General features: G+C 69.5%; 14 protein-coding genes and 1 tRNA gene. 4 read left to right on the forward strand and 11 right to left on the reverse strand.

Annotation, left to right across the window (positions count from 1 at the left end):
* Window positions 1-2: 2 nt before the first annotated feature.
* The 7 genes from DDF67_RS02175 to miaA form a co-directional block, all read right to left on the reverse strand.
* On the reverse strand, window positions 3-227 hold the full coding sequence (locus tag DDF67_RS02175) for an Atu4866 domain-containing protein (RefSeq protein ID WP_109099413.1): 225 nt from the start codon (window positions 225-227) through the stop codon (window positions 3-5).
* 262 nt (window positions 228-489) lie between these two features.
* On the reverse strand, window positions 490-1,389 hold the full coding sequence (locus DDF67_RS02180; protein WP_233247504.1) for a hypothetical protein: 900 nt from the start codon (window positions 1,387-1,389) through the stop codon (window positions 490-492).
* 5 nt (window positions 1,390-1,394) lie between these two features.
* On the reverse strand, window positions 1,395-1,952 hold the full coding sequence (gene ilvN / locus DDF67_RS02185; protein ID WP_109099328.1) for an acetolactate synthase small subunit: 558 nt from the start codon (window positions 1,950-1,952) through the stop codon (window positions 1,395-1,397).
* A 41-nt stretch (window positions 1,953-1,993) separates the two neighbouring features.
* Window positions 1,994-3,799, reverse strand: a complete 1,806-nt coding sequence (locus DDF67_RS02190) for an acetolactate synthase 3 large subunit (protein ID WP_109099329.1) — start codon at window positions 3,797-3,799, stop codon at window positions 1,994-1,996.
* Between the two features lie 110 nt (window positions 3,800-3,909).
* On the reverse strand, window positions 3,910-3,957 hold the full coding sequence (locus DDF67_RS26360; protein WP_370444040.1) for a hypothetical protein: 48 nt from the start codon (window positions 3,955-3,957) through the stop codon (window positions 3,910-3,912).
* Between the two features lie 117 nt (window positions 3,958-4,074).
* Window positions 4,075-4,557: a CinA family protein gene (locus DDF67_RS02195; protein WP_109099330.1), complete on the reverse strand. Its 483-nt coding sequence runs from the start codon at window positions 4,555-4,557 to the stop codon at window positions 4,075-4,077.
* A gap of 86 nt (window positions 4,558-4,643) precedes the next feature.
* On the reverse strand, window positions 4,644-5,501 hold the full coding sequence (gene miaA, locus DDF67_RS02200) for a tRNA (adenosine(37)-N6)-dimethylallyltransferase MiaA (RefSeq protein ID WP_408608563.1): 858 nt from the start codon (window positions 5,499-5,501) through the stop codon (window positions 4,644-4,646).
* A 61-nt stretch (window positions 5,502-5,562) separates the two neighbouring features.
* On the opposite strand from miaA, the gene DDF67_RS02205 reads away from it, so the two are divergent.
* From DDF67_RS02205 to DDF67_RS02215, 3 genes are read left to right on the forward strand one after another with little or no spacing between them, the layout of a single operon-like run.
* On the forward strand, window positions 5,563-6,030 hold the full coding sequence (locus tag DDF67_RS02205) for a hypothetical protein (RefSeq protein WP_146197931.1): 468 nt from the start codon (window positions 5,563-5,565) through the stop codon (window positions 6,028-6,030).
* A 42-nt stretch (window positions 6,031-6,072) separates the two neighbouring features.
* A complete protein-coding gene (gene serB / locus DDF67_RS02210; protein ID WP_233247505.1) occupies window positions 6,073-6,921 on the forward strand; it encodes a phosphoserine phosphatase SerB in 849 nt (282 codons plus the stop codon).
* Entirely contained in the window at window positions 6,918-7,583 is a 666-nt protein-coding gene (locus DDF67_RS02215) for an HAD family hydrolase (protein WP_109099333.1), read from the forward strand. Before serB ends, DDF67_RS02215 begins: the two co-directional genes overlap by 4 nt.
* A 142-nt stretch (window positions 7,584-7,725) precedes the next feature.
* Here DDF67_RS02215 and hflC read toward each other — a convergent pair whose 3' ends face one another.
* Both hflC and hflK read right to left on the reverse strand, forming a co-directional pair.
* Window positions 7,726-8,574, reverse strand: a complete 849-nt coding sequence (gene hflC, locus DDF67_RS02220; RefSeq protein WP_109099334.1) for a protease modulator HflC — start codon at window positions 8,572-8,574, stop codon at window positions 7,726-7,728.
* Window positions 8,571-9,689, reverse strand: coding sequence for an FtsH protease activity modulator HflK (gene hflK / locus DDF67_RS02225; protein ID WP_109099335.1), 1,119 nt, complete (start codon window positions 9,687-9,689; stop codon window positions 8,571-8,573). The genes hflC and hflK overlap by 4 nt, the downstream gene beginning before the upstream one ends.
* 105 nt (window positions 9,690-9,794) lie before the next feature.
* On the opposite strand from hflK, the gene DDF67_RS02230 reads away from it, so the two are divergent.
* The gene (locus tag DDF67_RS02230; protein WP_109099336.1) at window positions 9,795-10,907 is read left to right on the forward strand and encodes an Mrp/NBP35 family ATP-binding protein; all 1,113 of its coding nucleotides are present in this window, start codon (window positions 9,795-9,797) and stop codon (window positions 10,905-10,907) included.
* A gap of 948 nt (window positions 10,908-11,855) precedes the next feature.
* Here DDF67_RS02230 and DDF67_RS02235 read toward each other — a convergent pair.
* Both DDF67_RS02235 and DDF67_RS02240 read right to left on the reverse strand, forming a co-directional pair.
* On the reverse strand, window positions 11,856-12,686 hold the full coding sequence (locus DDF67_RS02235) for a hypothetical protein (RefSeq protein WP_233247506.1): 831 nt from the start codon (window positions 12,684-12,686) through the stop codon (window positions 11,856-11,858).
* Window positions 12,687-12,881: 195 nt separating this feature from the next.
* Window positions 12,882-12,956: transfer RNA gene (locus tag DDF67_RS02240), tRNA-Lys, on the reverse strand.
* Between the last annotated feature and the right edge of the window lie 74 nt (window positions 12,957-13,030).

Below are 13,030 nucleotides of genomic sequence, written 5' to 3' on the forward strand. Positions count from 1 at the left end.
GACTAAACGGTCCCCAGGCTCAGGCGGCCTTCGGCCAGCCGGCCGGTGACGACCGCGCCGTGGTCCTCGAACAGCTTCAGGGTCTCGCCGACCAGGACATAGGCGCCGGTGAACACGCTGTCGGGATTGGCGTGGACCTCGACGAAGCGGCCGTCGGGGCGAAGTTCGAGGCTGAAGCGGCCATCGGGCGAGGACCAGACGCCGGAGACGGGGAGGTGGTCGATCATCATGGCAGGATCCTCCAGGCGGAAGCGGACGAAAGCAGTGCGGGCAGGGCGGCCATCGCGCAGGCGCCGGCCCAGAGGGCGACGGCGAACCAGCGCGGCGCCGCCGTCGCGCGACGGGGCATGTGGCGGGTCATGGCTAGGGCTTGGTTTTGGGGGAGCGCCGCAGGGGAGCTGCGGCGGAACGAGGCCACTATGACCCGGCCGGCCGTCCAGCCGGTAGAGCGATGCTCCGGGTTGATTGCACGATCCTACGGATCTGCAGTCATCGAGGTTCGGGCGGCGGCGGCGGCGCGAGGGCAGGGATCTCGGCCTGCTGTGGTTCAGGCTCGTCGTCCTCGGCGATCGGCACGGCCGGCGGCTGCGGGCGGTTGGAGGTTTCGGCCTTCAGCTGGCCGCCCTGGGCGTTGAGATCGGCATAGGCCTTGGCCTGGCGAGAGAAGTCTCCGCCGCGCGGCAGCACCGCGTCGAACAGCGGATCGCGCCCCGCCGCCGCCCCGACCAGGGCCGACAGCACGCCGGCGATCGAGCCGACCTCGGCGTCGTCGCAGGCGCGGCGAAGGTGACGGGCCTGGCCGGCAACCAGCAGCGTCACGTCCCACGACACGCCATCGACGCAGACGCCTTCGACCGCGCCGCCGCCGTAGTCGACAATAACGCTGCGGGGCTGGCTCCAGGCGGCGTCGCCGACCAGGGCCTTGAGCGCGGCGATGCGGTCGTTGGGTAGCTCGGCGTTGATGTCGACGCGGCGGCCGATCTCGGGTGTGCAGCAGCCCAGGCCCGCGCGGGCCTGGACGAAGGCGCGGCCGTCACGGCGCACGGTGACGCGGACCACGGCCTGGCGCACGCCGCGCGCCGGTCTCGCCCAGGCCTCGAGCACCAGCTCGCCGCCGCGCACCAGTTGGGTCTGCAGGGGCTGCAGGCCCCACAGGCGATAGAGGAGGGGATCGACGCCGTTGTCGATCGGGACGGGCTGCTCCTTGCGGCCCAGGCGCCGTCCGGCCAGCGGATCGGTTTCGGACGATGGGCGCGGAATCTCGTTGGACCACCAGACCGCGGGATCGGGCGGCGGGGCGGGCGTGGCGGGAACCACGGGCGCGACCGGCTGGGCCTGGGACGTGAGGGCCAGGGCGCTCGCGAAGATGGCCGGTGCGATCACGCCCATGCGGCTTACATCCCTTCGACGCCCCGTTCGATGGAAAGGACGCCGGTGCGGGAAAGTTCCACCAGGCCAAGCGGACGCATCAGGTCGAGGAACTTGTCGATCTTCGACGGCGCGCCCGAAATCTCGAAGACGAAGCTTTCCAGCGTGGTGTCGACGGGCTTGGCGCGGAAGATGTCGGCGATCCGCAAGGCCTCGACCCGTTCGGGGCCCGAGCCGCGCACCTTGACCAGGGCCAGCTCGCGCTCGACGCCGTTGGGATCGCGGGTCACGTCGTGGACACGGCGGACGTTGACCACCTTGTTCAGCTGGGCCTCGATCTGGTCGAGCACCTGGCGCGTGCCGCGGGTGACCACGGTGATGCGGCTGGTGTGAGCCTTGCGGTCGGTCTCGGCGACCGTAAGGCTTTCGATGTTGTAGCCGCGCGCGGCGAACAGGCCGACCACGCGGTGCAGCACGCCGGGCTCATTGTCGACCAGCAGGGCGAAGGTCGCGGTCTGCTCGGCCTGCTCGTTGGGGCTGAGGTCGTAGGCCGAGGCGGGGGCGGGTTGGACGTTGGTGGTCATGAATCGAGCCTAGAACAGTGTGCGGCTAAGGGCGAGACCGATCAGACCAGGCCCGCGCCCTCTTCGCCGATGACGTTCCCGATGTCCTCGACCTCGCCCATGATCATCTCGTTGTGGGCCTTGCCCGAGGGGATCATCGGCAGGCAGTTCTCGTGCTTCTCGACGCGGCAGTCGAAGATCACCGGCTTGTCGCTGTTGATCATCTCCAGGATCTTGGCGTCCAGCTCGGCCGGATCCGAGCAGCGGATGCCGACCGCGCCATAGGCTTCGGCCAGCTTCACGAAGTCGGGCAGGCTGTCTGAATAGGAATGGCTGTAGCGCTCGCCGTGCAGCAGCTGCTGCCACTGGCGGACCATGCCCATCCATTCGTTGTTCAGGATGAAGATCTTGACCGGCAGGTCGAACTGGATCGCGGTCGACAGCTCCTGGATGCACATCTGGATCGAGGCCTCGCCGGCGATGTCGACGACCAGGCTCTTGGGGTGGGCCAGTTGCACGCCCAGGGCGGCGGGCAGGCCGTAGCCCATGGTGCCCAGGCCCCCGGAGGTCATCCAGCGGTTCGGCTCCTCGAAGCGGAAGAACTGCGCGGCCCACATCTGGTGCTGGCCGACTTCGGTGGTGATGTAGACGTCCTTGTCCTTGGACAGTTCGTACAGGCGCTGGATGGCGTACTGCGGCTTGATGACGGTGTCCGAGCGCTTGTAGGCGAGGCACTGGCGGGCGCGCCAGGCGTCGATCTGGGTCCACCAGTCGGTCAGGGCGGCCTTGTTGGGCTGATGGCCGGCGGTTTTCCAGGCCTCGATCAGGTCTTCCAGGACGCTGCCGGCGTCGCCGACGATCGGCAGGTCGACGCGGACGTTCTTGTTGATCGACGAGGCGTCGATGTCGATGTGGATCTTCTTGCTGCCCGGCGAGAAGGCGTCGAGGCGTCCGGTGACGCGGTCGTCGAAGCGGGCGCCGACGCAGATCATCACGTCGCAGTCGTGCATGGCGTTGTTGGCTTCGAACGTGCCGTGCATGCCCAGCATGCCCAGCCACGCCGGATCGGCCGCCGGGAAGGCTCCCAGGCCCATCAGGGTCGAGGTGACCGGTGCGCCGGTCAGGGCGGCGAACTCGCGCAGCGCCTGGCTGGCCTTGGGGCCGGCGTTGATGACGCCGCCGCCGGTGTAGAAGATCGGGCGGCGGGCGTTCGCGATCATCCTGGCGGCTTCGGCGATGCGGCCCGCGTCGCCCTTGGTGCGCGGCGAATAGGCGTGGCTCGAGGCGACTTCGGTGGGGCCGTAGTATTCGCCCTTGGCGAACTGAACGTCCTTGGGGATGTCGATCAGCACCGGGCCTGGACGGCCGGTAGTGGCGATCTTGAAGGCCTCGTGGATGATCTGCGGCAGATCGCGGACGTCTTTGACCAGGTAGTTATGCTTGGTGCACGAGCGGGTCATGCCGACGGTGTCGGCTTCCTGGAAGGCGTCGGTGCCGATCAGGTGGGTCGGGACCTGGCCGGTGATGACGACCATCGGGATCGAATCCATCAGGGCGTCCATGATGCCGGTGATGGCGTTGGTCGCACCCGGACCCGAGGTCACAAGGACGACGCCCGGCTTGCCTGAGGAGCGCGCGTAACCTTCGGCCGCGTGGGTCGCGCCCTGCTCGTGGCGAACGAGAATGTGCTGCAGGCGCGGCTCGTGGAAGAGCGCGTCGTAGATCGGCAGGACCGCGCCGCCAGGATAGCCGAACAGAACCTCGACGCCTTGATCGACGAGGCCGCGGACCACGATCTCGGCGCCGGTCATGGCGCGGTTCGCGGAGTCTGCGGGAGCGTTGCTCTCGATGGTCTGGTGGGCGGTCATGGCGGAAGTCCCGGATGGACGTGAAAGCTGGGCTTTGGAGGCGGCGGAAAAGAAAAAAGGCCCCGAAGGACCTTTGTGCGCGCGACCGATCTAGCAACGTGACTTCGAGGTCACGCCGTGAACGGCCGCTCCATAAGTACGATCATGGTGGTGCGCACGAGTGTTGCTCCAAATGGATGATCGGGGAATGCCATGCTCGTGAAGGGGCGTCAAGGCGCGGTTTGACGCAAGAAACGACCCGTGGCGCGGCGGCCACGGACGTCCATGCGCCAGTTTCAGCCCAAGGTTTCCAGCAGCAAGGCAAGAGCTTGCTCGGCGAAGCGTCGCATGTTGGTCTCGCGGTCCTCGATCCCGGTCTCGACGGTAAGACTGACCTCGCGCGTCGTGCTCACGGCGGCCACACAGCAATGGCCGACAGCGTCGCCATATCGATTGCCCTCAGGACCGGCCGCACCGGTTTCCGACAGGCCCCAGGTCGCCTTCAGGTTCTTGCCGGCCACGCGAGCCAGCAGCAGCGCATAGGGCTCGCTGGCGGAGCGAAGCCCGTCCATCGCCTTCTGCGGGATGTCCAGCAGGGTGAGGCGCGCCCGAGCGGTGTAGACGACAGCGCCGCCGACATAGAACTTCGATGCGCCCGGTACTGCCAGCAGCGCTGACGAGATCAGGCCGCCGGCCGAGCATTCGGCCACGGCGACGGTTTCTTCCCGTTCGATAAGGCGTTGGCCAACGGCGGCGGCGAGACGGGCGAGTTCAGTCATGTGAAGGCTCGGGCTGGAAAGCGGGAAACAGTTGGCGCGACGGGCGTGCGATGGTGAGTGTCGACGCCACGGGGCTTTGCGGAACTTCAACGGGGAGCGGCTCTGGTCCAGTCAGGCGTCTGGTTCCGGAACCAGGTGAGCTGGCGCTTGGCGTAGCGCCGGGTCTCCTGGCGGGCGGCGTTGAGGGCTTGTTCCAGCGAGGTTTCGCCGCGCAGGTGGGCGGCCAGCTCGCGATAGCCCACGGCCTTGAGGGCGGGCAGAGCGTGATCCAGGCCCCGCGCCTCCATCGCCGCGACCTCCTCCAGCGCGCCGTTCTCGACCATGACGCCGAGGCGCGCGTCGCAGCGGTCGTACAGTTCGGCGCGGGGAGGATCCAGGACCAGGCCGCTCCACTCGCCGGGCTGCAGCGCGGGCCGGGTGTCGGCCTGCCAGTCGGAGAGGGCGCGGCCGGTGGCGACGGCGACGGCGTGGGCGCGGACCAGGCGCTGGCGGTCGCCGCTTTCGATCCGAGCCTCGGCGGCGGGGTCGAGGGGGCGCAGCAGGTCGCGAAAGGCCGCTTCGCCCTGGGCGGCGTAGAGCAGGCCCGAGATCTCGCGCTGGCTTTCGGACACCGGCGGCACGTCGGCCAGTCCTTGGGTCAGGGCGCGGAAATAGAGGCCCGTGCCGCCGACCACGATGGCCGGGCGGCCGCGAGCGGCGATGTCGTGCAGCGCCTTGACCGCCGCCGTTTGCCAGCGTCCGACCGACCAGCCTTCGGCCGCATCGGCGACGCCGAACAGGTGGTGCGGGGCGCGAGCTTCCTCCTCGGGCGAGGGCGCGGCGGTCAGTACCCGCAGGCCCGCATAGATCTGCATCGAGTCGGCGTTGACGATCTCGGCGCCGGTGCGCTCGGCCAGGTCCAGGGCGTAGGCCGACTTGCCGCTGGCGGTGGGGCCGGCGATCATCCAGACGCGCGAGTCGGGGGCAAAGGGCGTTTCGACGGTTGCGTGGGGGGCGTCACGGTCCATGAAGCGTACATACATGATCGCGGCGACGATGGTCGCCTTCCTGACGGCCGGATCCGTCCATGCGGCCACCACCGAGACCGCCAAGGCCAAGACGCCGCCGCCCGCCGTCCAGGCGACGCCCGCGCCGGCCGAGCTGACCTCGCGCGAAAAGGCCGGCTGCGGCGCGGTGCTGGTGATCCTCGGCAAGGTGGCGACCAGCTATCCGCAGCTCTTCGCCCAGAAGGGCAATGACGGGCGCGGCGCGCAGTTCATGCTGGAAGCGTTCGGGGCCAAGGGCCGCATGATGATGGACGAGGCCTTCGAGGACGGCGCCGAGCAGGGCGTGAAGCCGACCAAGGTCTACGAAGACGGCCTCGGTTTCCTGTTCGAAAGCGTCAAGCCCGAGCCGGGCGAGAGCAACGAGGCCGCCGGCAAGCGGGCCGCCATGGCGCTCTTGCAGCGCTGCACGGGCATCAGCCCGAATTAATGCGGGTTGACGGCGGGGGGCGACTGGCTTAGCCGCCCCGCCATGCACGTCCTGACCCTCGTCGGCCCGGAGGCCGAAACCCTCGCCGCGGCTCTGTCGCTGGGCCAGATCGTTCCGCTGGGGCCGAACGCGATCGACGTGACCTTCGAGGACGACGCAGCCGCCGTCCGCGAGCAGGTGATCGCCGCCATTGGCGACAGGCCGGTCGACTTCGCCATCCAGCCTGTCGAAAATCGCAGGAAGCGCCTGCTGATCGCCGACATGGATTCGACGATCATCAACGTCGAGTGCCTGGACGAACTGGCCGACTTCGCCGGCGTGAAGGCCCAGGTCTCCGAGATCACCGAGCGCGCCATGCGCGGCGAACTGGCCTTCGAGGGCGCCCTGCGCGAGCGGGTCGGCATGCTGAAGGGTCTTTCGACCTCGGCGCTGCAGACCTGCTTCGACGAGCGCGTGCGGCTCAATCCCGGCGCGGAGACCCTGGTCAAGACCATGGCGGCCCACGGCGCCCGCTGCGCCCTGGTGTCGGGCGGCTTCACCTTCTTCACCAGCCGGGTGGCCGAGGCCGCCGGCTTCCACCTGAACCGCGCCAACACCCTGATCGAGCTCGACGCGGCCCTGACGGGCGAGGTCGGCGACCCGATCCTCGGCAAGGAGACCAAGCTGGCCGCCCTGAACGAGGAGACCGCCGCCCTGGGCCTGACCCCGGCTGACGCCCTGGCCGTGGGCGATGGAGCCAACGACCTGGCGATGATCGAGGCCGCGGGCCTGGGCGTCGCCTATCGCGCCAAGCCGATCGTCGCGGCGCAGGCCGACGCCAAGGTCGACCACGCCGACCTGACGGCGCTGCTCTACTTCCAGGGCTATCGCTTCGAGGAGTTCGCCCAGTGAGCTTCCCCCGGCGTGTCGAGGCGGTGGTCTTCGACATGGACGGCCTGCTGCTCGACACCGAGACCGTCTATCGCGCGGCGATGATCGACGCGGGCCAGGCCTTCGGCGTGCCGGTCACGGCGGCGACCTACGCCTCGATGGTCGGCAAGACGAATCCCGAGTGCGCGGTGATGCTGCGCGACCTCTACGGCGAGGACTTCCCTGTGAAGCCGTTCTTCGAGCGGCTGTGGACCGACGTCGAACTGCTGCTGCAGGCCGAGATCCGGCTGAAGGACGGCGTGCAGGAAATCCTCGACCACCTGGATGAGCTGCGCCTGCCCCGGGCCATCGCCACCTCCAACGGCCTGCCGGCGGTGGAGCGGTATCTCGGCCGCTTCGATCTTCTTCCCCGGTTCCACGCAGTGGTCGCCCACCACGACGTCACCCGCCACAAGCCGCATCCGGATCCCTACCTGCTGGCCGCCGAGCGACTGGGCGTCGACCCGCTGGCCTGCCTGGCGCTGGAGGATTCCCATCCCGGCGTCCGCGCGGCGCACGGGGCCGGGATGATGACCATCATGGTGCCCGACATCCTCGATCCGACCGAGGAGATGCACGAGAAGTGCGTCCACATCGCCGACAGCCTGCACGTGGTGCTGGACCTGCTGAAGCGGGCGGGGTGACCCAGATGCTCCCCCTGAAGGGGGAGCTGTCGCGAAGCGACTGAGGGGGAAGGGACTGTTGCCTTGGCGGCGCACAGACCTCATCAGGAACTTCCCCCTCCGGCCCTTCGGGCCACCTCCCCCTTCAGGGGGAGGATCTGGCTCAGCCCGCCGGTCCCTTCTCGAAATACTTGAAGAAGGCGCTGTCGGGCGACAGGACGAAGGTGGCGTCGCCCCGGCCCAGCGATTGCTCGTAGGCCTGCATCGAGCGGTAGAAGGCGGCGAAGGACGGGTCGCGGCCGAAGCTGGAGGCGAAGAGCTGGGCGCGCTGGGCGTCGGCTTCGCCTCGGATCTTTTCGGCCTCCTCATAGGCGGTGGCGACGATCTCCTGGCGCTGCTGCTCGCCGATGGCGCGCAGTTCGGCGGCCTCCTGCTTGCGGGCGGTCTGCATCCGCTCGTAGACGGCCTGCTGGTTGGGCTCGGGCAGGTCGGCGCGCTTGATGCGCACGTCGATGATCTGGATGCCAAGGTCCGAGGCCTTGACCTGGCGGGCCACCTCGTCGCGGATCGCGGCCATGATCTGGGCCCGCTTGCCGGCGATCACGTCGCCGGAATCGGCGCGGCCGATCTGCTCGCGCAGGGCGGCGTTGACGATGCGGTCCAGGCGATCCTTGGCCACTCGCTCGCTGCCCAGCGCCCGGAAGAACTGGCGCGTGTCGGAGATGCGATAGCGGACGAAGGCGTCGACCACCAGCTTCTGCTGGTCGGCGGCGGTGACTTCCTCCTGGTTGGCGGCCAGGTCGATGTTGCGCTTGTCGAAGCGCAGCACGTTGTCGATCGGCGACTTCAGGTGCAGGCCCGGACTGGTGACCACGGCCACCGGGTCGCCGAAGCGCACCACCAGGGCCTGCTGGCGCTGGTCGACCTTGTAGACGGTGGTGGCGACCAGGATCAGGGCGCCCACCGCGGCGACGCCGGCGGCGATCAGGGGCGTGTTGGCGGGACGGCTCATCGGGCGGCTCCGTCGGTGGCGGCTGGGGCGGCGGGGACGACCGGCGCGGCGGCGGCCTTGGAGCGGAAGGTGTCCGACGGCAGGATCACCGGGGCGTTGGCGCCCTTGCTGTCGACGATCACCTTGTTGGAGTTGGCCAGCACGCGCTGCATCGTCTCAATGTAGAGACGCTCGCGGGTGACCGCCGGCGCCAGCTTGTACTGGTCGTAGACCTGGTTGAAGCGGGCCGCGTCGCCGGCGGCCTCACGCACCACCTTCTCGCGATAGCCCTTGGCCTGCTGGATCACCTGGGCGGCCTCGCCGCGGGCGACGTTGGCGTTCGACTGGGCGTTCTGGGCCGCGCGCTGCACGTCGCGGAAGGCGTCGACGACCGGCGCGGGGGCGTTGGCCACCTGGATGCGGACGCCCTCGATGTAGACGCCGATGTCGTAGCGATCGAGCACCTGCTGCATCAGCTGGCGGGTCTGGGCCTCGACCTGGCCGCGGCCGTTGGTGAGGATCGGGGTGAGGGCGGTCTTGCCGACCACTTCGCGCATGGCGCTTTCGGCCACGTCCTTGAGGACGGCGTTGGGCTCGCGCACGTTGAACACGTACTTGCGGGCGTCGGACACGCGCCACTGCACGGTGAACGACAGGTCGACGATGTTCTCGTCGCCGGTCAGCATCAGGCGCTCGGCCTCGACCTCTGCGCCGGGCACGCCGCCGATGTCGAGGGTCTGGATCGAGGTGACGGGCTCGCGCTGCACGGTCTCGATCGGCCAGGGCAGGTGATAGTTCAGGCCCGGATCGCTGGTGCGGCTGTAGGCGCCGAAGGTGCTGACCACGCCCTGCTCGTTGGGCTGGACGACATAGGTCCCGGTCAGCAGCCAGAGGCCGACGACCGCGCCGCCGCCCAGCATGAAGGCCTTGCCGCGGCCCGGGCCGCCGAAGGTCTCGCGCAGGCGGGCGCTGATGCGCTCGATCAGGTCGTTGAGGTCGATCGGAGGCGGCGGAACGCCGGGCGGGCCCGAGGAGGGGCGGCGGCCAGGATCGGACCTGCGCCCGCCGTCGTTCTTGTCGTCGCCCGGCGGGGGAGAACCCCAGGGGCCGGGGCCGGCGTTGTCGTTCCAGGGCATGGGCGGCGCTATCTTCCCGTCGCTCGTTCTTGCGGATGGCGGGGTTGTAAAAGCCCCCCCGTACGCGGATATGAGGACCCCCGCACGACAAGGCAAGACAAAGACGTGACCGCAAGTTCCCCGACGACCCCCGAAGACGCCCGCGCGGCCCTCGATCTGATCGAGGATCCGGCCACCGGCCTTGGCCTGGTGAAGGCCGGTCTGGTGCAGGGTCTGGTGGTGCGCGAGGGCAAGGCCGGTTTCGTGCTGGAGGTTCCCGCCGCGCGCGTCGGCGGCTACGGGCCGGTGCGCGAGGCGGCCGAGAAGGCGCTGGCCGCGCTCCCCGGGATCACCCGCGCCCAGGTGGTGCTGACCGCCCAGGCGCCGGCCGAGACCACGCGGGTGCGCAAGGGCGCCCGGGTCGCCGACGACCCGCAGGCCCAGGTCGGCCCGCCGCCGGCCTCGGAGAAGCCCGCTCACGTGCGGCACGTCATCGCCGTCGCCTCGGGCAAGGGCGGGGTGGGCAAGTCGACGGTCTCGACCAACCTGGCCTGCGCCCTGGCGGGCCTGGGCCTCAAGGTCGGCTTGCTGGACGCCGACATCTATGGCCCCTCCGCCCCGCGGATGATGGGCGTCGAGGGCGAGCCGACCTTCGAGGACAAGAAGCTGCTGCCGATGCAGGCGCACGGCGTGAAGCTGATGTCGATCGGCTTCATGGTCGACGAGGGGCGGGCGATGATCTGGCGTGGGCCGATGGCTTCGTCGGCGGTGCGCCAGCTGATCCACGACGTGGCCTGGGGCTCTGAAGCCGAGCCGCTGGACGTGCTGGTCGTCGACCTGCCGCCGGGCACCGGCGACATCCACCTGACCCTGGTGCAGAAGCTGCGGATCGACGGCGTGGTGCTGGTCACCACCCCGCAGGAGATCGCCCTGATCGACGCCCGCCGGGCCGCGGCGATGTTCGCCAAGACCGCCACCCCGATCCTGGGCCTCGTCGAGAACATGGCCTTCTTCGCCGATCCGGCGACGGGCGCCCCGATCCCGATCTTCGGCTCGGGCGGCGGCGTGGCCGAGGCCCAGGCCCTAGGGACCCCGGTTCTGGCCCAGGTTCCGATCGAGATGGGCGTGCGCGAGGCGGGTGATGCGGGCCGTCCGGTGGTGCTGGCCGCGCCGGAGAGCGCGGCGGCCAAGGCGTTCGTCAGCGCGGCGAAGGCGGTCTGGGGCGGCATCAGCAACTGAGGTCCCCCAAGACGCTCCCCCTGAAGGGGGAGCTGTCGCGGAGCGACTGAGGGGGAAGTGATTGCGGCGTCGGGGATGTGCTGGGCGCATCAGGAACTTCCCCCTCCGGCCCTTTGGGCCACCTCCCCCTTCAGGGGGAGGATCTTTGGGCGCGACTTCGCAGTCTCCCGCGCGATAGCGCGTTAGTTCGGGGAGGCGCGGAGCGGCCGGGCGGAGCCCGGAGACCGTGGGTTTGTTTAGCGTTTCGGCTTCGTCGACCGCTCCGCCGCATCATTGGCTCGAAGGACCGGGGGCGTAGGTCTCTTTCAACCGTTGGCCCGGCTAGCCCTCGGACGGGCAGGATCGACAGCCCCGCGGTAATCCGGCGCGGCCTCGGCTGATCCTGTTAGGCCGGTTTGAACGTTCCCGGCCCTGTCGACCCGCTCGTTACGTCATGGACGGCTTGGCGGCCCATTTGCGCCTTCTGAGCGCTCCTGCAAACCCGCCTTCCCACGACGCTCCAAGCGGCCCCGCTCGATGCGGTCCTCGCCACGCTTGGGCCGGTACCAAGAGCCCTCCCCATGGCGGGGACGGTTTGATTATGGCCCGGGCCTGAGCGCGTCTGATGGATTTGAGTGAGAAAGTTGTAGGGCGTTGATTGGGTTGAGGAGTTTTCGCGATCCGCCGGGGATCCGCGCTGCTCTATCCCCGTCCGGACTTCTCCCTTCCCCCTTGATGGGGGAAGGGCCGGGGTTGGGGGTGGCTGCGGCGGTCGGTCCTGATGCGGCCTTGCGGATTGAACGGCCGCATCACCCCCATCCCAACCCTTCCCCCATTGAGGGGGAAGGGCTTTGAAAGGCGGGTTTAGATTGGTTTGAGGCGGAGGGCGGCCCAACCCCGGCGGTCACTTCCCCCTCCGGCCCTTCGGGCCACCTCCCCCTTCAGGGGGAGGATTTTGGAGCCCGCCGATCAGTCGCTGCTCGGGCCTTGCGGGGTTCCGGACGGGGCGGGGGCGGCGGGGACCGGGGTGATGGGGTAGGCGGGTTTGCGCTTGCCCTTGGCGGCTTCGGGCGTTTCGGCGGCCGGCGGCGCGTGAATGTCGGGGATAGGCTCGACCGTGGGGCCTACGACCGAGGGTTTGGGCTTTGGCGGCGGCGGCGGCGGCGCGTCCTTGCCGCCCAGGAACGGGAAGCGGCGCTTCTTGGCCTCCGGCTCGGGCTGGGGGTCGCCGCGGTGCTGGGGCGTGGCTGGCGGCATGCAGCCGCGCGCCTCGCCCAGGCCCTTGAGATAGGCGCGGCGCACGGCGCCGGCGGCCATGGCCGACTGCACGAGGCGGTCGTGCTTCTCGGCGCCCGACAGCTTGCGGACCCAGCCGCGCATGGGGATCAGGTCCTGGGCGGCGCTGGCCATGGCGCCGAGGGCCGCGTCGCCGGCGGCCTTGCGGCCCCGGTCCATCAGGTCCTCGTCCTCGCCGGGCGGCACCTGGTCGAGGTCGATGCCGAGGGCGGCGTCGAGCGGCTTCACCAGGGCCGTCAGCTGGCCGCAGCTGGAGGGCTGGGGCCGGGCGTAGGGGTCCTGCATGGCCTCGAGCAGCACGGGCGGGATCTTGGTGCGCATAAGATTGACGTCGCGCAGCGGGGCGGTGACCGCCCCGGACAGGCCGTCCTTGTTGGCCTCGGAGGTGGTCTGGATCTTGTCGGGGTTCTCGACCTCGACCTGCGTCTGGGGCTCGGGCTGGCGCGTGGTGGCGCAGGCGGCCAGGAGCGGCAGCGTGGCGGCGAGGAGGAGCAAGCTTCGCATGACGTGACCCTAACGCGCGACGAGCCGTATCGTCATCCGCTGTGTCGCGCACGAATCGAACGGCCCGCCGAAGAGGTCGCGGAGGTTGCGGGCCGACTACGGCCTAGATTGGGCGCCTGGATGAACGAGGCGACGCCGATCCCCCGCTGGATATCCAGATCGGGGCTGATTTCGTTCAGGTTTTCGAGAAGAGTTTGGTGGGCCGGCTGGGATTCGAACCCAGGACCATTCGATTAAAAGTCGAATGCTCTACCACTGAGCTACCGGCCCGCTGTCGACACGGAAGGCCGTGAGAAGCGGCGCGGAACATAGTCGGGCCTCGACTGCGTCGCAAGCCGGGTTTA

The organism is Caulobacter endophyticus, assembly GCF_003116815.1.
Classification (GTDB): domain Bacteria; phylum Pseudomonadota; class Alphaproteobacteria; order Caulobacterales; family Caulobacteraceae; genus Caulobacter; species Caulobacter endophyticus.

Coding starts and splice junctions, on each gene's coding strand:
- DDF67_RS02175 (WP_109099413.1), bottom strand. CDS start 227: ATGATCGACCACCTCCCCGTCTCCGGCGTCTGGTCCTCGCCCGATGGC.
- DDF67_RS02180 (WP_233247504.1), bottom strand. CDS start 1,389: ATGGGCGTGATCGCACCGGCCATCTTCGCGAGCGCCCTGGCCCTCACG.
- ilvN (WP_109099328.1), bottom strand. CDS start 1,952: ATGACCACCAACGTCCAACCCGCCCCCGCCTCGGCCTACGACCTCAGC.
- DDF67_RS02190 (WP_109099329.1), bottom strand. CDS start 3,799: ATGACCGCCCACCAGACCATCGAGAGCAACGCTCCCGCAGACTCCGCG.
- DDF67_RS02195 (WP_109099330.1), bottom strand. CDS start 4,557: ATGACTGAACTCGCCCGTCTCGCCGCCGCCGTTGGCCAACGCCTTATC.
- miaA (WP_408608563.1), bottom strand. CDS start 5,501: ATGATCGCCGGCCCCACCGCCAGCGGCAAGTCGGCCTACGCCCTGGAC.
- DDF67_RS02205 (WP_146197931.1), top strand. CDS start 5,563: ATGAAGCGTACATACATGATCGCGGCGACGATGGTCGCCTTCCTGACG.
- serB (WP_233247505.1), top strand. CDS start 6,073: ATGCACGTCCTGACCCTCGTCGGCCCGGAGGCCGAAACCCTCGCCGCG.
- hflC (WP_109099334.1), bottom strand. CDS start 8,574: ATGAGCCGTCCCGCCAACACGCCCCTGATCGCCGCCGGCGTCGCCGCG.
- hflK (WP_109099335.1), bottom strand. CDS start 9,689: ATGCCCTGGAACGACAACGCCGGCCCCGGCCCCTGGGGTTCTCCCCCG.
- DDF67_RS02235 (WP_233247506.1), bottom strand. CDS start 12,686: ATGCGAAGCTTGCTCCTCCTCGCCGCCACGCTGCCGCTCCTGGCCGCC.